The following is a 20,874-nucleotide window of genomic DNA, read 5'->3' as shown; positions in this document are numbered from 1 at the left end:
GAGAATAAAGGAGGATGAAAAATGGTCGGGGTACAACAATCCGTCATCAACCTGAAAATGTATATTAACGGCGAATGGATCGATGCAGATAACCGGGAAACGCGTGCCATAAAAAATCCTGCGAACGGTGAAACCATCGCCATTGCCCCGGAAGGCACCACCCGTGATGCCCATGAAGCAGTGGATGCAGCTCGAAAAGCTTTTGAATCGGGGATATGGTCCGGCATTCCTGCACAGGAAAGGGCAGCGTATTTATTTCAAGTTGCCGATAAAATCGACGAAAACGCGAAGGCTTTAACCAGGCTTGAAACGTTGGACAACGGGAAACCGTTAAGAGAAGCAAGCTATGATATTGCCGATGCGGCTGCCTGTTTCCGTTACTACGCCGGCTTAATTACGAAGCCTGACGGGTTTACCTACCATGTCGCAGATCCGATGCAGGCAATGGTTGTCCGGGAACCCGTCGGGGTATGCGGCCTTATCGTGCCATGGAATTATCCGCTTTTAATGAGCGTCTGGAAAATCGCGCCGGCACTGGCAGCCGGAAATACGATCGTTTTTAAACCGTCCGAGGTGACGCCGGTGACAGCCATGAAGCTCTTTGAAATCTTTGAAGAAATCGGCTTGCCGAAAGGTGTCGCCAATATGGTCATGGGCGCGGGGCCGGTAGTAGGCGAGGAGATCGTCACCCATCCGGAAGTGGATATGATTTCCTTTACCGGCGGCACGAAAACCGGGAAACATCTGATGCGGCAGGCGGCCGATACGTTGAAAAAAGTTTCCCTTGAACTCGGCGGGAAATCTCCGAATATTATTTTTGCCGATGCAGATTTTGAAACGGCCGTTGATTACGCCTTGTACGGCATTTTCAGCGGGGCCGGCCAGGTATGTTCCGCCGGCTCGAGAATCCTTGTTGAAGAAAGCTTGTACGAAAGATTTGTCTCCCATTTTGTGGAAAGAGCCGCCAAAATTAAAGTCGGGCCGGGGGATGATCCGGATACGGAAATGGGCCCGCTTGTCAGCGAAGAACATATGAAAAAAGTGCTTTCTTATATTGAAATCGGCAAGCAGGAAGGCGCCACCTTAGCGCTTGGCGGCAACCGCCTATTGGAAAACGGGCTGGATAAAGGGTATTTTGTCGGGCCGGCCGTGTTTGTGGATGTTAAACAAAACATGCGGATTGTCCAGGAGGAAATTTTCGGCCCTGTCGTTGTTATTCAAAAATTCAAGGATGAGGCGGAAGCTGTAAAATTGGCCAATGACACGGTATACGGGCTGGCCGGTGCGGTTTTCTCCAATGACGGGGCCAAGGCGTTAAGGGTCATTAAAAAGATCCGGTCCGGCATTACGTGGATCAATTCCTATCATCCTACTTATAACGAAGCGCCGTGGGGCGGCTATAAGCAAAGCGGAATCGGGCGCAGCCTCGGTACATTCGGGCTCGAAGAATTTCAGGAAATCAAACAAATCAACATCAATTTACAAGTGGAACCAACCGGCTGGTTTTCACATGAAAAATAAGGAGAGATCATAAATGGGGATAGATATCAAACAAGAGAAGAAAAACAGCGAAGAACAAGCGGTACTCGGTTATATTCATAAAGTGCTGAATTTAATTGAAAAACAGGAAGTCACGCAGGAAGAAGCGGAATGGATTACGAAGGAAACGGTGGACGGATTCCGCGAATATGTGAATCCGGGCTTTCTGGAATACCGGAAAACCGTGACGGAAGGCGGCCAGTTTGCGGCAGTCGAATGGTCCGACAGCGGCGCCTGTTTTAAAGATGTAAACGGCAAAGAATATATCGACTGTCTGGGCGGTTTCGGAATCTACAATGTCGGGCACCGTAATCCGAAAGTCGTAAAAGCTGTGACCGACCAGCTGAAACGCCAGGCGCTCCACAGCCAGGATTTGCTTGACCCGCTTCGGGCCATGCTTGCAAAAATATTGGCGGATATCACGCCCGGCGATTTAAAATATGCGTTTTTCACAAACAGCGGAACGGAAAGCGTGGAAGCGGCTTTGAAACTTGCAAAAATGTACAGCGACCGGACAACCATCATTTCGACCACCCGTGCTTTCCATGGGAAAAGCCTCGGTTCATTGTCCGGGACGGCGAAAGGCATGTTCCGGAAACCGTTCCTTCCGCTTGTTCCGGGCTTCCGCCATATCCCGTACGGCGACATTGACATGATGCGAAAAACGTTTGAAACATGCGCCCTTGTCGGGGAAGATGTTGCAGCTGTTATGTTGGAGCCGATCCAAGGGGAAGGCGGCATTATTCTCCCGCCAGAAGGCTACTTGCAACAAGTCCGTGAACTTTGCGATGCGTTTGGCGCGCTGCTCATTTTTGATGAAGTGCAGACCGGCATGGGCCGTACCGGAAAAATGTTCGCGGCGGAACTTTACGGCGTCGTCCCGGATATTCTCTGTCTCGCGAAAGCTTTTGGCGGCGGTGTGATGCCTGCCGGCGCGGTGGTCGCGAAAGAAGAAGTGTTCAAAAGCTGGTTCCCGAATCCGTTCATGCATACTACCACTTTCGGCGGAAATCCGCTTGCCTGTGCTGCGGCAATTGCAACGATCGGTGTCCTCATCGAGGAAAAGCTGCCGGAACGCGCAGCTGTTGCCGGGGATTATTTCCTGAACGGCTTAAAAGAGGCGGCAAAAGGCCACGAAGACATTGTCCAGGAAGTCCGCGGGAAAGGGTTAATGATCGGGATAGAATTCCATTCGGATGAACTCGGTTATGAAGTGGCAAAAGGCATGTTTGACGGGGGCGTGCTTGTCGCAGGCACATTGATTAATTCGAAAACTTTGCGCTTTGAACCGGCACTTACAATCAGCTATGAAGAAATCGACCAGGTTATCCGTACGTTCAAACACGTTTTATCGCAAGTGAAGGCATAAAATGTAAAACGGAAGAGAAACGCAAAAAGCCTCTGCCTGAAACAGGAAGGGGCTTTTTGCGCCGGGCACGAAGGTAACGGCTTCTTTTTTCCCGGTAAAGCGCACAGCCCGGTGTTTTGCCAATGTGACACCGGCACAAACCGCGAATGAATCCGCGTTAAATGGTTAAACAAACGGCTTTTGAAGTCCGGATGTTCCGGGAATCGTGAAAAACTTGACACATACCGGGAACGGGGGTTTGTTGTAATAGGAGAAAAAACCATTTATACTGGTTATACGCATGATTTTTATATGGTTGCCGCAAATTGAGCGCGGCATGGTGCAAACAGAAAGGGGATTGCCATGAACGAGAAACAACGTTTGGAACAGCAGCAAGTGAACCCTGTAGAGCCTGCGGACAAAAAATCCGAAAAGGACTACAGCAAATATTTCCAATCGGTTTATATTCCGCCGAATTTAAAAGAAGCAAGAAAACGGAGCCGGAAACCAGTCCAGTATTTTAAAGACTTCGAAATCGATGAAGACTTAAAAGGCATGGGCGACGGATTGAAATTTTACATCCGGACTTACGGCTGCCAAATGAACGAACATGACACGGAAGTGATGGCCGGCATTTTTATGCAGCTTGGCTACACGCCAACCGAAACGGTGGAAGATGCGGATGTGGTTCTGCTAAATACATGCGCCATCCGTGAAAATGCCGAAAATAAAGTGTTTGGCGAAATCGGCCACCTGAAACCGTTGAAAACGGAAAAACCGGACATGCTGATCGGGGTTTGCGGCTGTATGTCGCAGGAAGAATCCGTCGTCAATAAAATTTTGCAAAAACACCCGCATGTCGATATGGTTTTCGGCACCCACAACATTCACCGCCTGCCGCATATTTTAAAAGAAGCGTATATGTCCAAGGCAATGGTTGTGGAAGTATGGTCCAAAGAAGGCGACGTGATCGAAAGCCTGCCGAAAGTACGCAAAGGCAACATCAAGGCATGGGTAAACATCATGTACGGATGCGATAAGTTCTGCACGTACTGTATCGTGCCGTATACGCGTGGAAAAGAGCGGTCAAGGCGTCCGGAAGACATCATCCAGGAAGTGCGTGAACTGGCCGCCAAAGGCTACAAGGAAATCACGCTGCTCGGCCAGAACGTCAATGCCTACGGAAAAGATTTTGATGACCTTGAATACGGCCTTGGCGATTTGATGGATGATCTGCGCAAAATCAACATCCCGCGCATCCGCTTTACCACGAGCCATCCACGCGATTTCGACGACCGCCTGATCGAAGTGCTGGCGAAAAAAGGAAACCTTGTCGAACATATTCATCTTCCGGTCCAGTCCGGTTCAAGCGAAATTTTAAAAATTATGGGCCGCAAATATACGCGGGAACAATATTTGGAACTCGTCAGAAAAATCAAAGCCGCGATTCCGGATGTAGCGCTGTCCACCGATATTATTGTCGGTTTCCCGAACGAAACCGAAGAGCAGTTTGAAGAAACCTTGTCCCTGTATAAAGAAGTCGGGTTCGAAACGGCCTATACGTTTATTTATTCTCCGCGCGAAGGCACGCCGGCAGCCAGAATGAAAGATAATATCCCGATGGAAGTGAAAAAGGAAAGGCTGCAGCGCCTGAATGAACTCGTCAATGCCTATTCAAAAGCGGCCATGGAAAAATACGAAGGCCAGGTTGTGGAAGTGCTTGTAGAAGGCGAAAGCAAAAACAATCCGGAAATTTTAGCCGGTTACACACGCAAAAACAAACTCGTCAACTTCAAGGGGCCGAAATCAGCAATTGGAAAACTTGTGCAGGTAAAAATTACGAAGGCGAAAACATGGTCACTGGACGGGGAAATGGTGGCCGTGCCTGATCCGGCCGGGGTGGAAGCGTGATGCAGAAGTTTACAAAAGATGATATCGTCGCAAAAGCTGCCGAACTTGCGAAAATGATTGCGGAAACGGAAGAGGTCGATTTTTTTAAGCGGGCGGAAGCGCAAATCAATGAAAATGAGAGAGTCCGCAATTTAATTGCCAATATTAAAGCTTTGCAAAAGCAGGCTGTCAACTTGCAGCATTATGGAAAAAAAGAAGCATTAAAACAAGTAGAAGCCAAAATAGATAAACTGGAGGAAGAACTGGACGGCATCCCGGTCGTTCAGGAATTCAAGCAGTCACAGGTGGACGTAAACGACCTGCTCCAGATTGTCACAAATACCATTTCCAATACGGTCACGGATGAAATCATCAAATCGACCGGCGGCGATCTTTTAAAAGGCCAAACCGGATCCCAGGTGAAATATTCTTCCGGCACCCTCCACTGAAAAAAACGGTGTGCATCTGTGCACACCGTTTTTTTGGTGCGCAGCACAAGGCAAATCCATTGTACGGGCACCCTCCTATTGTCGCGGCATATGTTAGGATTACCCGGAGGTGGCGAGAAAAAGAATTGGCACACCGGCCTGGGTAAAAGCATAGGATGAATTGAAAATAGATGAGGAGGGTTCGCTCGAATGGCAGAATATAGAGAAATCATTACAAAAGCAGTCGTTGCGAAAGGGCGCAAATTTACGCAGTCCAATCATACGATTTGCCCGCCGCAGCATCCTTCGAGCATTTTAGGCTGCTGGATTATCAACCATAAGTACGAAGCCAGGAAAATAGATAAAGAAGTTAAAATCCGCGGCTCTTATGATGTGAACATCTGGTATTCCCATAATGACAATACGAAGACATCGGTCATGACGGAAAAAGTCGAGTATACCGATACCGTTAAATTGCATTACAGGGATCCGGATTGCCTGGACGACAAAGAAGTCATCGCAAGCGTCCTGCAGCAGCCGAATTGCATTGAAGCGGTCATTTCGCCAAACGGCAATAAAATCATTGTCAGTGTTGAAAGAGAGTTTCTCGTGGAAGTCATCGGAGAAACAAAGGTTTGTGTTGCCATCTCGCCTGAAGGATGCAGCGATGACGATGAATGGGAAGAAGAAAGCAGCGACGAGTTTGAAGAATTAAACCCTGACTTTTTAGTGGGAAGTGAAGAAGAATAGAAGCCACAAACTAGGAGACATGCACTCCTAGTTTTTTTCTGGGCATCCGGCGGTAAAAGCGCGGCCATTTGCCCCACCAAAACGCATGCTTAGAATGCACGCGAAATCCTGTAATGGGTTTTGACACAGGCAGAAAAAACCTGGCATCCCTGGAGGAGACATTGAAAATCAACAGACAAGGCCCGGCTTTGTAAAATGATCCGTATTTCAATTTATGAAGGCCTTCATGCAAATATGTTATAATAAACAGGATTGAAGAATGATTGAAAAGCAGGAAAGGAATTTGGTAAGAATGGCTGCGTATACCCCAATGATCCAGCAATATTTGCAAGTGAAGGCGGAATATCAGGATGCCTTTTTATTTTTCCGTCTCGGCGATTTTTATGAAATGTTCTTCGAAGATGCCATTAAAGCGTCCCAGGAACTGGAAATTACATTAACGAGCAGGGACGGCGGCGGCGACGAGAAAATCCCGATGTGCGGGGTACCGTACCATTCCGCCAGCACTTATATTGAACAGCTGATTGATAAAGGCTATAAAGTGGCGATATGTGAACAGATGGAAGACCCGAAACTGGCAAAGGGTGTTGTCAAGCGGGAAGTCATCCAGCTGATTACCCCTGGCACCTTGATGGAGGGCAAATCGCTCGCGGAAAAAGAAAACCACTATATTGCGTCTGTTGCATCCCCGGCGGACGGGAATTTCGCGATTGCCTATATAGATTTGTCAACAGGGGAGGGCAGGGCTTGTCTTTTGGAAGGCCCGTTTGAAGAAGTACTGAACGAACTGGCGTCGATCGGCGCAAAAGAAGCTGTGGTAGATCCGGAATTTCCGGATGAATACGCGCGGCTAATGAAAAATACAGGAAATATCACCATTTCGTTTGAAACGGATACGGCTGTAAAGGAAGGCTTTGAAAGGCTTCTGCCCCAGTTGGAACCGGAGCTTTTGCGGCTGGCTGCAGCAAGACTGTTAAACTATTTATTCCGCACGCAGAAAAGGAGCCTCGATCATCTGCAGCCGGTTGAAATGTATGAAGTCCGCCGGTTTTTAAATATTGATTATTACTCCAAGCGTAATCTCGAACTGACTGAGACGATCCGCGGGCAAGGCAAAAAAGGATCGCTTTTATGGCTGCTCGATGAAACGATGACAGCCATGGGCGGCAGGCTTTTAAAACAGTGGATCGGCCGGCCGCTGCTTAAGCAGGAAAAAATAGAAGCACGGCTTCAAATGGTGGAAACCTTTTTAAACCATTACTTTGAGCGGGAGGATATCCGCGAGCGCCTGAAGGAAGTATACGACCTGGAAAGGCTTGCCGGCCGGGTGGCATTTGGCAATGTGAATGCACGTGACCTCATCCAGCTGAAATGCTCGCTACAGCAAATTCCGGGTATCCGGGCGGTCATGGAAAGCTTGGAAAGCCCGGAAAGCAAAAAATTGGCGGCGCTTCTTGACCCGTGTGAAGAACTGACAGATTTGCTCGAACGCGCGATTGAGGACAATCCCCCGGTTTCCGTGAAGGAAGGCGGGATGATCCGCGACGGCTATAACGAAGAGCTGGACCGCTACCGCGACGCGAGCAAAAACGGCAAGCAGTGGATTGCAAGCCTCGAACGCGACGAGCGCGAGCGGACCGGAATCAAGTCGCTGAAAGTCGGATACAACCGCGTGTTCGGCTACTATATTGAAGTGACGAAGGCGAACCTCCACCTGCTCGAAGAAGGCCGCTATGAACGGAAACAGACGTTGGCGAACGCCGAGCGGTTCATCACACCGGAATTGAAAGAAAAAGAAGCGCTTATTTTACAGGCGGAAGAAAGAATGATCGATCTGGAATACGAGCTGTTTACGGAAATCCGGGCACATGTAAAAGAATTTATTCCCAGGCTGCAGCGCCTCGCAAAAGCGGTCAGCACGATTGATGTGCTGCAAAGCTTTGCCGTCGTAAGCGAAAAACGCCACTACACAAAGCCGGTATTCCGGGAAGACGGCGTGCTGAAGATTACGGAAGGGCGCCATCCGGTCGTGGAAAAAGTACTCGATTCGCAAAGCTATGTGCCAAACGACTGCCTGATGGATGAAAACCGAGAGATTCTGCTGATTACCGGGCCGAACATGTCCGGGAAAAGCACGTATATGCGGCAAATTGCGCTGACGGTAATCCTTGCGCAAATTGGCTGCTTTGTGCCGGCGCGCGAGGCGGAGCTGCCGGTTTTTGACCGGATTTTTACACGGATTGGCGCAGCCGATGATCTCATTTCCGGCCAGAGTACGTTCATGGTCGAAATGCTTGAAGCGAAAAACGCGATTGCAAACGCAACGGAACGAAGCCTGATTTTATTTGATGAAATCGGGCGCGGAACGTCTACATATGACGGGATGGCACTCGCCCAGGCGATGATCGAATACATCCATGATGAAATCGGGGCCAAAACGCTTTTTTCTACCCATTATCACGAGCTGACGGCGCTTTCTACAGAACTGGGTAAGCTGCAAAACGTCCATGTCAGCGCCATGGAGCAAAACGGCAAAGTGGTTTTCCTCCATAAAATCAAAGAAGGCCCTGCAGATAAAAGTTACGGGATCCATGTGGCAAAGCTGGCCGGCCTGCCGGAACAAGTGATTTGCCGCGCCGAAAAAATTCTCCATGCGCTTGAAAACCAGGATAACGGCGAAACGCAGATGAACCCCCCGGAGGCGGCTGCTGCCACAGAGCCCGCGCAACTGTCCTTTTTTGAAGAGCCGGAAACGCCGCGTCAGAAAACGGTTGAAGCAAAGGAAAGAAAGGTGCTCAAGCAAATTAGGGAACTCGATTTGCTTGAGATGACGCCGCTTGCGGCCATGAATGCACTCTATGAGATTCAGAAAAAATTAAAAAAATAGGTGGTGTTGTCCGCGATGGGAAAAATTGCACAACTGGACGAGTTGCTTTCTAACAGGATTGCAGCCGGTGAAGTGGTCGAACGGCCGGCATCTGTCGTGAAGGAACTGGCTGAAAATGCCATCGACGCGGAAAGCACAGTTATCGAAATTGATGTCTGGGAAGCCGGTATGGAAAAAATCCGTATGATTGATAATGGAACCGGCATCGAGCCTGACGATGTTGAGCTTGCTTTCTCACGCCACGCCACAAGCAAAATCAAAAACGAACATGATCTGTTCCGGATTCGTTCGCTCGGTTTTCGCGGCGAAGCGCTCCCGAGCATTGCTGCTGTTTCCCGTGTTGAAATCGTCACCTCAACCGGAAACGGGCCCGGGACAAAAGCGGTCATTGAAGGCGGGAAATGGGTGGCCCGCGAACAGGCACCGAGCCGGAGAGGAACGGAAATTACGGTCACCGATTTATTTTTTAACACGCCTGCGCGGTTAAAATATATGAAGTCGATCCATACCGAGCTCGGCAATATTACCGATGTGGTGAACCGCCTCGCGCTCAGCCACCCCGAGGTGTCTTTCCGCCTCCGCCACGGCGGAAAGATGCTGCTTCAGACAAGCGGGAACGGCGATGTGCGTCAGGTGCTTGCCGCCATTTACGGCGTGAACATTGCCAAAAAAATGATTCCGGTACAAAGTCAAACACTTGATTTTGAAATCAACGGGTTTATCGCTTTGCCGGAAATTACGCGGGCTTCACGCAATTATATTTCCACGATGGTAAACGGCCGGTTTATCAAAAATTATGCGCTTGTAAAGGCCATATTAGAAGGTTATCATACACTGCTCCCGATCGGCCGCTACCCGATTGTGTTGATGTCGCTAAAAATGGATCCGGTTTTAGTCGATGCGAATGTTCACCCGGCCAAGCTTGAAGTGCGGTTCAGCAAAGAAAAGGAGCTGTGCCGGGCGATTACGGGCGCGATTAAAGCTGCTTTCAAAAAGCAGGAATTGATTCCGTCCGGCATGGTGCGGCAAGCAGAAAAACCAAAACAGGAACAGGTGTCGTTCCAGCTTGACCATTTGCCGGGAAAAACGGAACCGGAAACTCCGAAAGCTTTCTCCGCGCCTGTTGCGCCGCACCCATCGCCCCGGCCGGAGGAAACGGAAATGGGGCAGCACGATAAAAGCCCGGATGCAGAACCCCATCTCAGCGTGGAACAGCCGGCAGCAGATTTCCCGGCATTTTCAGGGGAAAATCTGGATTCTGTTTTTCCAGATGAAATCCATGAACCGGCGCGCGATGGATTTGATGTTGAAGAGGCAAGAGGGCAGGACGCGGCACAGCAGCCGGCATCCCGCATCCCGCCGATGTATCCGATCGGCCAGATGCACGGCACGTATATTTTTGCCCAAAATGAAAACGGCTTGTATATCATTGATCAGCACGCCGCCCAGGAGCGGGTCAAGTATGAATTTTTCCGCGAAAAAGTCGGCGAAGTGAAAAAAGAAGTGCAGGAAATGCTTGTGCCGCTGACTTTAGAATACGCAACGGACGAAGCCATTAAAATTCAGGAGAACCTCGATGCGCTGAAAGAGGTCGGCGTTTTCCTTGAACCATTCGGGCACAACAGCTTCATTGTCCGTTCCCATCCGACATGGTTTCCGAAAAATGAGGAAAAAGAGGTCATTGAGGAAATGATCGAGCATGTCCTTTCTATAAAAAAAGTCGATATTAAAAAATTGCGTGAAAAAGCGGCGATTATGATGAGCTGCAGAGGGTCCATCAAGGCGAACCGGCATTTGCGCAATGACGAAATCCAGGCACTGCTCGATGCGCTCCGAATGGCATCCGACCCGTTTACATGCCCGCACGGCCGTCCAATCATCATCCATTATTCGGTGTACGAACTCGAAAAAATGTTTAAACGGGTCATGTAACTCCCGGATCGCGAAACCCCTTGATGATCAAGGGGTTTCAATCTTTTTAACGGGTGTTTGACCACAATTTGACCACATTTCAAACATGTTTGAGATCGTTGTATTGTTCAACCTTTTACTAGCGTATCGATACCATCTTCCACTAAAGGCCCATCAGCCCGTTAACGATAAGTGCTTTGGATAATACGAGAGGGGGTGAAGTTTTTTGTTCTGATTCTTGACTTTTGTCATTCATTGTGATGACGCCTTGTTTAGAATCGCTGTTCACGCCATATAGGTTCCGTCTTTGATTCTAAGAAAAAGCCTAGAGGGCCTTTTCCTATCTTTCACAAGCGATACTATCATGGTCCCTGTCTTTTGTTTTATTTTTGTCATACAATGCTTTTGAAACGTATGGCTTATAGTGTGTCTTTCCACCTTTGTTTTTTGCGCTTTTACTTCTTGCAACGCCGCCTTTGTAATCTTTATTCAAGGCTTTACAGTTGGCATAAGTCTTTGCCTTTGCCGCATCAACATCATGAGAAGCAGCAAACGATACTCCGAAAATTAGGCCGGAAGCAACTGCGACTGAAATGATTTTTCTCACTATAATTCTCCTCCAAGTTCACTTAAATGATTTTATATAGTCACCAATGAAAAAGATGTTATAACTTCCATATATACCTAATTCTTGTAGTGGACGGAACAACTTCGGTATGAGCAATTGGATACCATCGTGTTAAAGAATATAGAATACATATCTATCAAATAGACTGAGGTTTCCATGCATTCATCCGATTTTCATCTGCAAATGACTTTACAGACGGGCAATTTCCTTGACCTATCCGATTTGGTCATTGATTTTTACTTTGCTTCATCATATTAATTTCGAGTTCTGCGTCTGCAACTTTTCTATTTACAAAAATGACACCATTCCGAAGATCTTTGATTTCCTCTTTGACGCCTGCAATCTCACCGTGGAGATGGTGGACATCCATTGATAGGGCATCAATTTTTGTTGCAGTTGTTTCTTCTGAACGGTCGCGTATGGCTCTGACAATTTGTCCCAGTTCTTTTTGGCCTGATCCCATAACTTCCAATCTTTGTTTCATTTCTTTTTGACCCGATTCTAGGACTTCAAACTTATTGTTCAGCTCTTTTTGGCCCGATTCCAAGACTTCAAACTTATTGTTCAGTTCTTTTTGGCCGGATTCTAAGGCTTCAAACTTTTGGTTCAGCTCTTTTTGACCCGATTCCAGTGAGCTTAGCTTCTTAAGGATAAGTTCCAGCTTCTGATCCATTATCAATCTCCTTTCAAATGGTTTTGATGAGCTTCTTCTTCGGGGTGAATTTCTATCACCATCCATTATATATTGCATTTTTAATCCAATCCATAGGAATTCATCTCTGTCCTGAAAATATGCGCCGGCTGATTCTCATCTTCCGCTGGCATTCAATACGGCATCGGCATCTTATTTGTTTTGCAAGGCGCAGATTGCTTTCAATCACGGGCCGTACAAGTCCTTTTGTTTCCTCGTCGATTGCAAGCGCCACGCCGGAGGCCACTTTTCCAGGATGCAACGGCTGACGGGCCACCATCACGACGACGTGCAGAAAAGCAGCGACTGGTCTTTGTTTTAAGGTATTGGGCGGATGGAAGGAATTAATCATGGAAAGAGCCGTCTTTGCTTTGTGCGAGCATTACCAGCTGGTATTCATAAATCAGTTTGTCCAATAATTGGCTTTGGCGGATTGTTTCCGGGTGGTTCATGCCGTTTTGTTTGGCACACTGCATCAATTGTTCGCGGAGGATGAAAATATTGCGGGACAGATGGGCAGAGGCAAGTATGAGATACTGATTCGTTTTTTCCATGCAAACATCCCTTTCGGAGAAAAATAAGAAGATTAGAAAAACAGTTTTGAAGAAAAGGCAGCATGAGCGTGTTTTGGAGGCGGTTGTGCTTAAGATGGTTTTTTTGCGGAGCTGGCAGGCATATCGTTTGAATCAGGGTCAATGGCATGCCTGAGCAAAACGATATCTTCATATATGCTTTTTTTCACAGCCTCATACGGGCATTTGTGGTATTCATCTAAAAGCCGCCCTAATTCAATGATGAAAATGATGCGTTCGTCATTTTTAACCATACGAAAAAACCTGCCTTACATAGATCATAATGATTATCCTTATTATATAGTATAAATGGACCGGATGTGAAGCAGGACTTTAGCCCTATACACACTTTTTTAAATATTTTTTCGTAAGTGAATTTTCAAGGATGAATAAAATCCCGAAAAAAGGGAAACTGTATAGATGTTCTGTTTGCTGTTTTATGGTACGATAGAGACGGAAAAATCCGGGGATTTAAAGAATGCTGCAATCTCCGGCATAAAAGGTAGGGTACGAATGGCAAAACAAAAACTGATCGTACTGATCGGCCCGACAGCATCAGGAAAAACGGCACTTAGCATCCGCCTCGCGAAAAAATTCAATGCTGAAATCATCAGCGGCGATTCGATGCAAGTATACAGAGGCATGGATATCGGCACAGCAAAAATTACGCAGGCTGAAATGGAAGGGATTCCCCATCACCTGATCGACATTAAAAATCCGGATGAGTCTTTTTCGGTTGCTGAATTCCAGCAACTGGTACGAGAAAAAATAAGCGATATTGCTTCCCGCGGCAAGTTGCCCATGATCGTCGGCGGCACAGGGCTTTACATACAATCTGTCTTATACGATTACCGTTTTTCGGACATTGCCGGAGATCCGGCATACCGCGCGGAACTTGAAAAGATTGCAAGGCGGGAAGGGCCCGGCCTGCTTTATAAATTACTGGAAAAAACCGATCCGGAAAGTGCCGCAAAGATTCATCCACATAATGTCAGAAGGGTGATCCGGGCGTTGGAAGTATGCCATTTTTCCGGTAGGACGATGCAAGACTACAAGAAACAGCAACAGGATGAACCGCTTTATTGTGCGGCGCTCATTGGGCTTGTGATGGAGAGGGAGAAGCTGTATCAACGCATTAACGAACGGGTCGATCAAATGATGGAACGCGGTTTAATCGAGGAAGTGAGAAAGTTGTATGACAAAAATTTGCGCGGTGTCCAGTCCATCCAGGCGATCGGCTACAAAGAGCTTTACGATTACTTTGACGGGCGCATGACCCTTGACGAGGCTGTTTCCCGCTTAAAACAAAATACAAGGCGTTTTGCCAAAAGACAGCTTACCTGGTTCCGCAATAAGATGGAAATTGAGTGGTTTGACATGACAAAAGAGGAAGAAAAGGAAAAAAAATTTGAAGAAATTTCCGCTTTCATAGCAGGAAAGCTACAATTAAAATCGAATAGTTTATAATATAGAGTATAGCCAGGAACACGCGTGACTTCAGTCATGAGATGCTCCGGGCACCGAACCGCAGAAACTGCGGGGGCTGCCTGCTAAAATCACCGGAGATCCACCGGCGTTTGCAGGAATCTCGCGGCTTTAGTCATGAGCAGGTTAAAATAGAGAGAAAGAGGAGGATTCGCAATGAACAAAGCCATCAATATTCAGGACCAGTACTTAAACCAATTGCGGAAAGACGGTACGGTTGTCACAGTCTTTTTGATGAACGGCTTTCAGCTTCGCGGCCAGGTAAAAGGCTTTGATAACTTCACCGTGCTGATTGAAACAGACGGCAAACAGCAACTCGTTTTCAAACATGCGATTTCAACGTTCCAGCCGCAAAAAAATGTTCAAATCAATTTCGAGGAAAATTAAAACAAAATGTCCGGCAGCTTGCCGGGCATTTTAAATATGTGTACTGTTATCCGCTTCTGAAACATAAACTGATACAGATCATTATTTCTCGGGAAAGCGCAAAAACCGACAATTTCCCCCGCCATTTTGGATGGTGCTGATTTTCGACCGGTGCGGATTTGAAAAACAACCGGTTTTCTTATGCCGGACAACAAGTTTTTGTACGTGGGCATTTGTCACACTCCCGGCCCAATCCGCGTATATTGTCTGTAGAATGCGAGGTGGCGGTGATGGATCAACCGATTCGTATGAAAAATAACGGCCAGATCAATATTGTCCTCCATGCGGGCCAAAGGGAGGCCGTTATTCCCCAGCCGAAAATAGAAACCGGCAAAAAAGATTTATCAGCAGAACATGAAATTTTAAAAGAAATTGAAGATGAACTTGGCACGCTCGTCGGAATGGAAGAAATCAAAAAAATGGTTAAAGAAGTTTATGCCTGGATCTATATTAACAAGAAAAGGGAAGCCGCCGGGTTAAAAACGGGAAAGCAGGCCCTTCATATGATGTTTAAAGGCAATCCCGGAACCGGCAAAACAACTGTCGCCCGATTGATCGGGAAATTGTTCCATAAAATGAATGTATTGTCAAAAGGCCACTTGATTGAGGCGGAAAGGGCCGATCTGGTTGGCGAATACATCGGCCATACGGCGCAAAAGACAAGAGATTTGATTAAAAAAGCGATCGGCGGCATTTTATTTATTGATGAAGCGTACTCTCTCGGCCGCGGCGGCGAGAAAGATTTCGGGAAAGAAGCAATCGATACGCTTGTAAAGCATATGGAAGACAAACAGCACGAATTTATTTTAATTTTGGCCGGCTATTCAAACGAAATGGATTATTTCCTGAGCCTGAATCCGGGACTGTATTCCCGGTTTCCGATCGTGTTCAACTTTCCTGATTACTCGGTAGAGGAACTCATGGATATCGGGAAAAGGATGCTGACGGAAAAAGAGTATACGCTCAGTTTGGATGCAGAACGGAAGCTTCGCGATCATCTGGCTTTTGTCAAAACAACGAGCACCCCTGCCAGTTTTTCAAACGGCCGGTATGTGCGGAATGTAATTGAAAAGTCAGTGCGCGCCCAGGCCATGCGGCTGTTAATGCAGGCTTGCTATGACCGCCATGAGCTGGTCACGCTGCGCAGCAGTGACCTTGTTTTTCCGGACTGACGCCTGCATCCTATGCAGTTTGCAGCAGGCGCTTATTTTCCGTAGGGAAGCTTAAATCGGCTTTTTCGGCCAGATGTTTCGCACGGAAAATAAGCAGCCCGGGAAGACATTTTTAAGAAAGGTAAGCCCGGGCATAACAGCGCCCGGGCTTTTTTAATGGGGGCGGTAAAAAAGCGATATCGCATGAAGCCATGCCCTGTTTCCCAAAAAAAGCGCCTCGACATGTTATACTTGGGCGTTTTTTGGTAAGATAACAGGTATACTGGACGGAACAGGTGATGAAATGGAAAATAAAAAAGAAAGAGCAATTCTTGTCGGATGCGAATGGAGCGGCATCAGCCACAGCCGTTTTGCCTATTCAATGGAGGAGCTGAAGCGGCTTGTCGAAACGGCGCAGGGGGAAGCGGTGCTTGAAGTCGTACAAAAACGGGACAGGGTAGATGCTGCTACGTATATCGGAAAAGGCAAGGTAGCGGAACTAAGGGCGCTTGTTTCAGAACTGCAAGCTGATCTGATTGTTTTTAACGCGGAACTTTCGCCGAGCCAGCTCCGCAATCTCCAGGCCGCGGTGGATTGCCGCGTGCTGGACAGGACACAGCTCATCCTTGATATTTTTGCGACGCGTGCCCGCTCAAAAGAAGGGAAGCTCCAGGTGGAACTGGCGCAACTTGAGTATTTGCTGCCGCGTCTTGGCGGGCGCGGGACGGAGCTGTCGCGGCTCGGGGGCGGAATCGGCACGAGGGGGCCGGGGGAAACCCAGCTTGAAACGGACCGCCGCCATATCCGCCGCCGCATTTCTGAAATCAAGGCGCAGCTTGAAACGGTTGTCCACCACCGGGAGCGGTACCGCGAAAGGCGGAAAAAGAACCATGTGTTTCAAATTGCGCTTGTCGGCTATACCAATGCCGGAAAATCGACATTGTTTAACCGCCTGTCTGCCGCAAATTCTTATGAAGAAAACCAGCTGTTTGCCACGCTTGATCCGATGACAAGAAAAGTTGTGTTGCCAAGCGGTTATACGGCTTTGTTGACGGATACGGTCGGATTTATCCAGGACTTGCCGACGACACTGATTGCGGCGTTCCGCTCGACCTTAGAAGAAGTGCGGGAAGCCGATTTGCTTTTGCATGTCATTGACAGTTCCAACCCGGATTATGACAACCATCAAAAAACGGTGCAGCGCCTGCTTTCCGAACTGGAAATGAACCATCTACCGCAGCTTGCCGTTTACAATAAAATGGATATAAAAGACAGCCATTTCGTGCCCAATGCACAAAACAGCATCATGATCAGCGCGAAAGACGAAAAAGACATCCACCGGCTGCTGTTGGAAATTGAAAAACAAGTGTTGGCCGAAATGGTGCCGTATCGCGCGCTTGTCCCGCAAACAGAAGGAAAGCTGCTTTCAGTTTTAAAAAGTGATACCATTTTAAGAGAACTAATTTTTAAAGAAGAAAATGAGGCATACCAGTGCAAGGGATATGCGCTTCCAGGCCATCCGGTTCTGGGCGCGATACAACAATATGCTGAATAAAAACCTTGCGCGCGGGTGCATGCAGCGGGTTGCCTTGCATGCACCCCATATTTTGAACGGAAAGGTGTAGAAGATGTACCAGTATTTGACTCATGGTGCCAAACTCAGGCAAATGGCAGAAGAGGCCGAGCGTCAAATTCGCCCGGTCCACAGCGCAATAGAAAAACGGGCGGAAGCGAACCAGTTCCGCGTTTTGCAAAGTTTTCAAAAGTATAAAGTGAGCGAGTCGCATTTTTATCCGTCGACCGGATACGGCTATGATGACGCCGGCAGGGAAACACTTGAGAACATATATGCCGATGTTTTCGGCGCGGAAGCCGGGCTCGTCCGCCCGCAAATCATTTCCGGGACACATGCGATTACGATTGCGCTTTTCGGCGTCCTCCGCCCGGGGGATGAATTGCTATACATAACCGGAAAGCCGTACGATACGCTTGATGAAATTACAGGGGTGCACGGTAGTGGCAACGGTTCGCTGCAGGAGTTTAACATAACCTATAATTATGTAAACTTGAAGGAAGACGGCACGGTCGATTTTGAAGCGGTAAGAAAAGCGATCCATCCCCATACAAAAATGGTTGCGATCCAGCGCTCAAAAGGATATGCGTCAAGACCTTCGTTTACAGTGGATGAGATCGGGGAAATGATCCGCTTTGTAAAAGAAATCAAGCCGGATGCAGTTGTGTTTGTCGACAACTGCTACGGCGAATTTGTAGAGGAGAAGGAGCCATGCCATGTTGGCGCGGATTTAATGGCCGGTTCGCTTATCAAAAATCCGGGCGGCGGGCTTGCGAAAACGGGCGGCTATATTGTCGGGAAGAAAAAATGGGTGGAAAGCTGCGCTTACAGGATGACATCTCCCGGAATTGGCGCGGAAGCAGGAGCATCGCTTTACAGCCTTCTTGAGATGTACCAGGGCTTCTTTCTGGCGCCGCATGTGGTGGCAGAGGCATTAAAAGGTGCGGTGTTTACATCGGCAATCTTGGAAAAATCCGGGATGAATACGTATCCGAAATGGGATGCGCCGAGGACGGACCTCATCCAGTCCGTTGAATTTGGCGACCCGGACAGCATGGTCGCCTTTTGCCAGGCGATCCAGTTTGCTTCACCGGTGAATTCATATGTGACGCCATACCCGAGTGATATGCCCGGTTATGCGGACGATGTCATCATGGCAGCTGGCACGTTTATCCAGGGGGCAAGCATCGAGCTTTCCGCCGACGGCCCGCTCCGCCCGCCATACACCGCCTATGTTCAGGGCGGCCTTACGTATGCGCATGTCAAAATGGCCGTCCTGCTCGCGCTCGACCGGTTGATGGAAGAAAATCTTGTAGATCCCAGTTGAATTTTTCCCTGCTTTGATCTACGGTCGGCTGGATTTCAACCGGGCACAATGGTTCGCCCGTTTAGAACCGCCTTTTTTCAATGCGGCCAGTTGCTGGTTGTGTTATAATAACAGGATGATATTTGATGAGGTGATCGCATGAATAAGAGGCCGCATTTGCTTTTAATTGACGGGATGGCGCTCCTTTTCCGGGCTTTTTATGCCACTGCCGTGACGGGGCAGTTTATGGTGAATTCTAAAGGGATGCCGACAAACGGCGTGCAGGGCTTTTTGCGCCATTTGCTTTTGGCGGCTGAGAACAAAAAACCGACGCATGTGGCCGTTTGCTGGGATATGGGGAGCAAAACGTTCCGCAACGACCTGTACGGTGAATATAAAGCAAACCGGGACGTCCCGCCGGTTGAGATGATTCCGCAATTTGACCTGGCGAAAGAAACAGTGGAAGCTTTTGAAATTCCAAATGTCGGAGTGGCCGGGTATGAAGCGGACGACTGTCTTGGCACCCTTAGCAGCCGGTTCAAAGACGAGGCGGATATTTCCATTTTGACCGGCGACCGCGACATCTTGCAGCTTTTGGATGACCATGTGGAAGTCCATCTCCTCCAAAAAGGGTTCGGAAATTATAAAACCTATACAAAGGCGGCGTTTATGGACGAATACGGGGTGACGCCGCGGCAGTTTATCGATGTAAAAGCGCTGATGGGCGATGCAAGCGACGGGTATCCGGGTGTGAAGGGGATCGGTGAAAAAACAGCGTTTAAGCTCGTCAGCCGGTTTGGAAACATCAGCGGCATTTTGGGGCATCTCGGGGAGCTCACCCCGTCGCAGCAGAAAAAAATCGAAGCGGGATTGGAGATGCTGCACCTGAGCAGAAAACTTGCTGAAATCCGTTGTGATGTGCCTGTGGCTTTTTCTTTGGAAGAAGCGCGGTTTGGCCAGATTCCTGAAACGTTTATGGAACTGATGGAGGAACTGGAATTAAAAATGGTAAAACGCCATTTGGTTACAGCGCGGATAAACGCAAGCTTCATTTCTTAACCACTTTGCCCGGTTTAATTGGGGACGGAAAGTGGAAAAACAGCATTCAGGACAAGAATGCTGTTTTTCTTCTCCGTTTTGCGATTGTCAGATTTTTGTATTGGACTTTTTCGCGCGGTTTTCAAGGGTTGTTTTTGGGTCCGGCGCGAATGCCGCATCCTGTGCGATTCCTTGCGGCGTAACGGAATTTGCCGCTTTACCGCGGTTTGTATTGTCTTTTTTAGCCATCCTGATCACCTCTTGTTATAGCATGCCCAAATTCGGGGAAATTTTGATAAAGGGATCCCCGGGAAAGTCAGGCGTGCCGCAATGGATAAATGCACGTGCAATGCGGATGGGAAAGCTGGCGGAAAGAAAGAAGGGATAAAGATGGAAAGAAAACAACTCATCCGGGAAGTGGATGAAATATTAAAGACGTATTGTGAAGGCTGTTTTTTAAAATCGCATTTCCGGAAAACACGTGGGAAAAAATATGCCCACCAGTTTTGCATCCGGCAATGCACGGTAGGCGAAAAGCTGAAAAAATACGGCGACCGGTTATCGTGACGGGTGTTACAAAATGCGGGAAACAGGCGGCACCCGAAAACGGTTGCCCGTCTTGCCGTATTAAATCGAACAAAGTCGGCTCAGACAACAGGCGTGGCGGAAGACATCGCAGACTGTAAACAGTATACTGATGCAACAACCGGAAAAATGCCACAATCCGGTATTGTGAGGACTTACACAAATGCAGAAAAATAAAAGGCTGGCATAAAAGCCAGCCTCGTTGCATTCTATGATTTATGAAAGTTTTGTTACATTCGCTGCCTGAGGTCCGCGGTTGCCTTCAACGATGTCGAAAGAAACAGCTTGGCCTTCTTCCAATGTTTTGAATCCTTCACCTTGAATAGCGGTGAAATGAACGAAAACATCGTCTCCACCTTCAACTTCAATGAACCCGTAGCCTTTTTCGTTATTGAACCATTTTACTTTACCGTTTTGCATTTCTTAATCCTCCTAAATCAAAAGCACGTTCGTGCCAAAAAATGTTGCATTAAACAGATGAAAAACCGCCATCAAGGTCTGGGAAATCACTTGTTTAATGTTATAATTAATATACTCCATCCGGTATGGATAGTCAAGACAAACGAATCAAAAATGAGGGAAAATTGTTGTGAATTCTTAAATTTGCAAGCGGTTTAAAACTGGCGCAGCTTTTTTCAGGAATTCTTGTACATCATCCGTGATTAT

General features: G+C 47.9%; 20 protein-coding genes. 14 read left to right on the top strand and 6 right to left on the bottom strand.

Annotated features, from left to right (window positions below; all coding sequences use genetic code 11):
- The first annotated feature begins 21 nt into the window (after positions 1-21).
- The 7 genes from BCOA_RS34200 (at position 22) to mutL (ending at position 10,774) form a co-directional block, all read left to right on the top strand.
- Positions 22-1,521, top strand: a complete 1,500-nt coding sequence (locus BCOA_RS34200) for an aldehyde dehydrogenase family protein (RefSeq protein WP_014098494.1) — start codon at positions 22-24, stop codon at positions 1,519-1,521.
- A 13-nt stretch (positions 1,522-1,534) separates the two neighbouring features.
- Positions 1,535-2,908, top strand: coding sequence for a putrescine aminotransferase (locus tag BCOA_RS34195; protein WP_014098493.1), 1,374 nt, complete (start codon positions 1,535-1,537; stop codon positions 2,906-2,908).
- 342 nt (positions 2,909-3,250) lie between these two features.
- Entirely contained in the window at positions 3,251-4,798 is a 1,548-nt protein-coding gene (miaB, locus tag BCOA_RS34190) for a tRNA (N6-isopentenyl adenosine(37)-C2)-methylthiotransferase MiaB (RefSeq protein WP_014098492.1), read from the top strand.
- Entirely contained in the window at positions 4,798-5,226 is a 429-nt protein-coding gene (locus BCOA_RS34185; protein WP_014098491.1) for a RicAFT regulatory complex protein RicA family protein, read from the top strand. Before miaB ends, BCOA_RS34185 begins: the two co-directional genes overlap by 1 nt.
- A 189-nt stretch (positions 5,227-5,415) precedes the next feature.
- Positions 5,416-5,955 (top strand): outer spore coat protein CotE, encoded by a 540-nt coding sequence (locus tag BCOA_RS34180; protein WP_014098490.1) that lies wholly within the window; start codon positions 5,416-5,418, stop codon positions 5,953-5,955.
- Positions 5,956-6,214: 259 nt separating this feature from the next.
- Complete coding sequence (mutS, locus tag BCOA_RS34175; protein WP_014098489.1) at positions 6,215-8,842, top strand: DNA mismatch repair protein MutS; 2,628 nt, start codon at positions 6,215-6,217, stop codon at positions 8,840-8,842.
- A 15-nt stretch (positions 8,843-8,857) separates the two neighbouring features.
- A complete protein-coding gene (gene mutL / locus BCOA_RS34170; RefSeq protein WP_014098488.1) occupies positions 8,858-10,774 on the top strand; it encodes a DNA mismatch repair endonuclease MutL in 1,917 nt (638 codons plus the stop codon).
- A gap of 319 nt (positions 10,775-11,093) precedes the next feature.
- Here mutL and BCOA_RS34165 read toward each other — a convergent pair whose 3' ends face one another.
- From BCOA_RS34165 to BCOA_RS34145, 4 genes are all read right to left on the bottom strand, one after another.
- On the bottom strand, positions 11,094-11,360 hold the full coding sequence (locus tag BCOA_RS34165; protein WP_014098487.1) for an excalibur calcium-binding domain-containing protein: 267 nt from the start codon (positions 11,358-11,360) through the stop codon (positions 11,094-11,096).
- Between the two features lie 247 nt (positions 11,361-11,607).
- Positions 11,608-12,054, bottom strand: coding sequence for a hypothetical protein (locus BCOA_RS34160; RefSeq protein ID WP_014098485.1), 447 nt, complete (start codon positions 12,052-12,054; stop codon positions 11,608-11,610).
- Between the two features lie 362 nt (positions 12,055-12,416).
- Positions 12,417-12,626, bottom strand: a complete 210-nt coding sequence (locus BCOA_RS34150) for an aspartyl-phosphate phosphatase Spo0E family protein (protein WP_014098484.1) — start codon at positions 12,624-12,626, stop codon at positions 12,417-12,419.
- An 89-nt stretch (positions 12,627-12,715) separates the two neighbouring features.
- A complete protein-coding gene (locus BCOA_RS34145; RefSeq protein ID WP_014098483.1) occupies positions 12,716-12,898 on the bottom strand; it encodes a hypothetical protein in 183 nt (60 codons plus the stop codon).
- 259 nt (positions 12,899-13,157) lie between these two features.
- Here BCOA_RS34145 and miaA point away from each other — a divergent pair, with 259 nt between their 5' ends.
- From miaA to BCOA_RS34110, 6 genes are all read left to right on the top strand, one after another.
- On the top strand, positions 13,158-14,111 hold the full coding sequence (miaA, locus tag BCOA_RS34140) for a tRNA (adenosine(37)-N6)-dimethylallyltransferase MiaA (RefSeq protein WP_026104631.1): 954 nt from the start codon (positions 13,158-13,160) through the stop codon (positions 14,109-14,111).
- Between the two features lie 174 nt (positions 14,112-14,285).
- Positions 14,286-14,516 carry an RNA chaperone Hfq gene (gene hfq, locus BCOA_RS34135; RefSeq protein ID WP_013859183.1) on the top strand — a complete coding sequence of 77 codons (231 nt, stop codon included), beginning with the start codon at positions 14,286-14,288 and terminating at the stop codon, positions 14,514-14,516.
- Between the two features lie 269 nt (positions 14,517-14,785).
- The gene (spoVK, locus tag BCOA_RS34125) at positions 14,786-15,727 is read left to right on the top strand and encodes a stage V sporulation protein K (protein ID WP_014098480.1); all 942 of its coding nucleotides are present in this window, start codon (positions 14,786-14,788) and stop codon (positions 15,725-15,727) included.
- 283 nt (positions 15,728-16,010) lie between these two features.
- Complete coding sequence (gene hflX / locus BCOA_RS34120) at positions 16,011-17,261, top strand: GTPase HflX (protein ID WP_014098479.1); 1,251 nt, start codon at positions 16,011-16,013, stop codon at positions 17,259-17,261.
- 73 nt (positions 17,262-17,334) lie between these two features.
- Entirely contained in the window at positions 17,335-18,606 is a 1,272-nt protein-coding gene (locus BCOA_RS34115; RefSeq protein WP_014098478.1) for a methionine gamma-lyase family protein, read from the top strand.
- A gap of 138 nt (positions 18,607-18,744) precedes the next feature.
- Entirely contained in the window at positions 18,745-19,644 is a 900-nt protein-coding gene (locus BCOA_RS34110; protein ID WP_014098477.1) for a 5'-3' exonuclease, read from the top strand.
- A gap of 87 nt (positions 19,645-19,731) precedes the next feature.
- Here BCOA_RS34110 and sspL read toward each other — a convergent pair whose 3' ends face one another.
- Positions 19,732-19,872 carry a small, acid-soluble spore protein L gene (gene sspL / locus BCOA_RS34105; protein WP_013859188.1) on the bottom strand — a complete coding sequence of 47 codons (141 nt, stop codon included), beginning with the start codon at positions 19,870-19,872 and terminating at the stop codon, positions 19,732-19,734.
- 141 nt (positions 19,873-20,013) lie between these two features.
- On the opposite strand from sspL, the gene BCOA_RS34100 reads away from it, so the two are divergent.
- Positions 20,014-20,190: a zinc-finger domain-containing protein gene (locus BCOA_RS34100; protein ID WP_014098476.1), complete on the top strand. Its 177-nt coding sequence runs from the start codon at positions 20,014-20,016 to the stop codon at positions 20,188-20,190.
- A 234-nt stretch (positions 20,191-20,424) separates the two neighbouring features.
- Here the strand turns inward: BCOA_RS34100 and cspD are convergent, their stop codons facing one another.
- Positions 20,425-20,628, bottom strand: coding sequence for a cold-shock protein CspD (gene cspD / locus BCOA_RS34095; protein WP_013859190.1), 204 nt, complete (start codon positions 20,626-20,628; stop codon positions 20,425-20,427).
- Between the last annotated feature and the right edge of the window lie 246 nt (positions 20,629-20,874).

It is taken from the genome of Heyndrickxia coagulans 36D1, assembly GCF_000169195.2.
GTDB lineage: Bacteria > Bacillota > Bacilli > Bacillales > Bacillaceae_C > Weizmannia > Weizmannia faecalis.
The sequence above is the reverse complement of the archived record's forward strand: the minus strand, read 5'-3'. Positions and strand labels throughout refer to the sequence as shown.

Coding starts and splice junctions, on each gene's coding strand:
- BCOA_RS34200 (WP_014098494.1), top strand. CDS start 22: ATGGTCGGGGTACAACAATCCGTCATCAACCTGAAAATGTATATTAAC.
- BCOA_RS34195 (WP_014098493.1), top strand. CDS start 1,535: ATGGGGATAGATATCAAACAAGAGAAGAAAAACAGCGAAGAACAAGCG.
- miaB (WP_014098492.1), top strand. CDS start 3,251: ATGAACGAGAAACAACGTTTGGAACAGCAGCAAGTGAACCCTGTAGAG.
- BCOA_RS34185 (WP_014098491.1), top strand. CDS start 4,798: ATGCAGAAGTTTACAAAAGATGATATCGTCGCAAAAGCTGCCGAACTT.
- BCOA_RS34180 (WP_014098490.1), top strand. CDS start 5,416: ATGGCAGAATATAGAGAAATCATTACAAAAGCAGTCGTTGCGAAAGGG.
- mutS (WP_014098489.1), top strand. CDS start 6,215: ATGATTGAAAAGCAGGAAAGGAATTTGGTAAGAATGGCTGCGTATACC.
- mutL (WP_014098488.1), top strand. CDS start 8,858: ATGGGAAAAATTGCACAACTGGACGAGTTGCTTTCTAACAGGATTGCA.
- BCOA_RS34160 (WP_014098485.1), bottom strand. CDS start 12,054: ATGGATCAGAAGCTGGAACTTATCCTTAAGAAGCTAAGCTCACTGGAA.
- BCOA_RS34150 (WP_014098484.1), bottom strand. CDS start 12,626: ATGGAAAAAACGAATCAGTATCTCATACTTGCCTCTGCCCATCTGTCC.
- BCOA_RS34145 (WP_014098483.1), bottom strand. CDS start 12,898: ATGGTTAAAAATGACGAACGCATCATTTTCATCATTGAATTAGGGCGG.
- miaA (WP_026104631.1), top strand. CDS start 13,158: ATGGCAAAACAAAAACTGATCGTACTGATCGGCCCGACAGCATCAGGA.
- hfq (WP_013859183.1), top strand. CDS start 14,286: ATGAACAAAGCCATCAATATTCAGGACCAGTACTTAAACCAATTGCGG.
- spoVK (WP_014098480.1), top strand. CDS start 14,786: ATGGATCAACCGATTCGTATGAAAAATAACGGCCAGATCAATATTGTC.
- hflX (WP_014098479.1), top strand. CDS start 16,011: ATGGAAAATAAAAAAGAAAGAGCAATTCTTGTCGGATGCGAATGGAGC.
- BCOA_RS34115 (WP_014098478.1), top strand. CDS start 17,335: ATGTACCAGTATTTGACTCATGGTGCCAAACTCAGGCAAATGGCAGAA.
- BCOA_RS34110 (WP_014098477.1), top strand. CDS start 18,745: ATGAATAAGAGGCCGCATTTGCTTTTAATTGACGGGATGGCGCTCCTT.
- sspL (WP_013859188.1), bottom strand. CDS start 19,872: ATGGCTAAAAAAGACAATACAAACCGCGGTAAAGCGGCAAATTCCGTT.
- BCOA_RS34100 (WP_014098476.1), top strand. CDS start 20,014: ATGGAAAGAAAACAACTCATCCGGGAAGTGGATGAAATATTAAAGACG.
- cspD (WP_013859190.1), bottom strand. CDS start 20,628: ATGCAAAACGGTAAAGTAAAATGGTTCAATAACGAAAAAGGCTACGGG.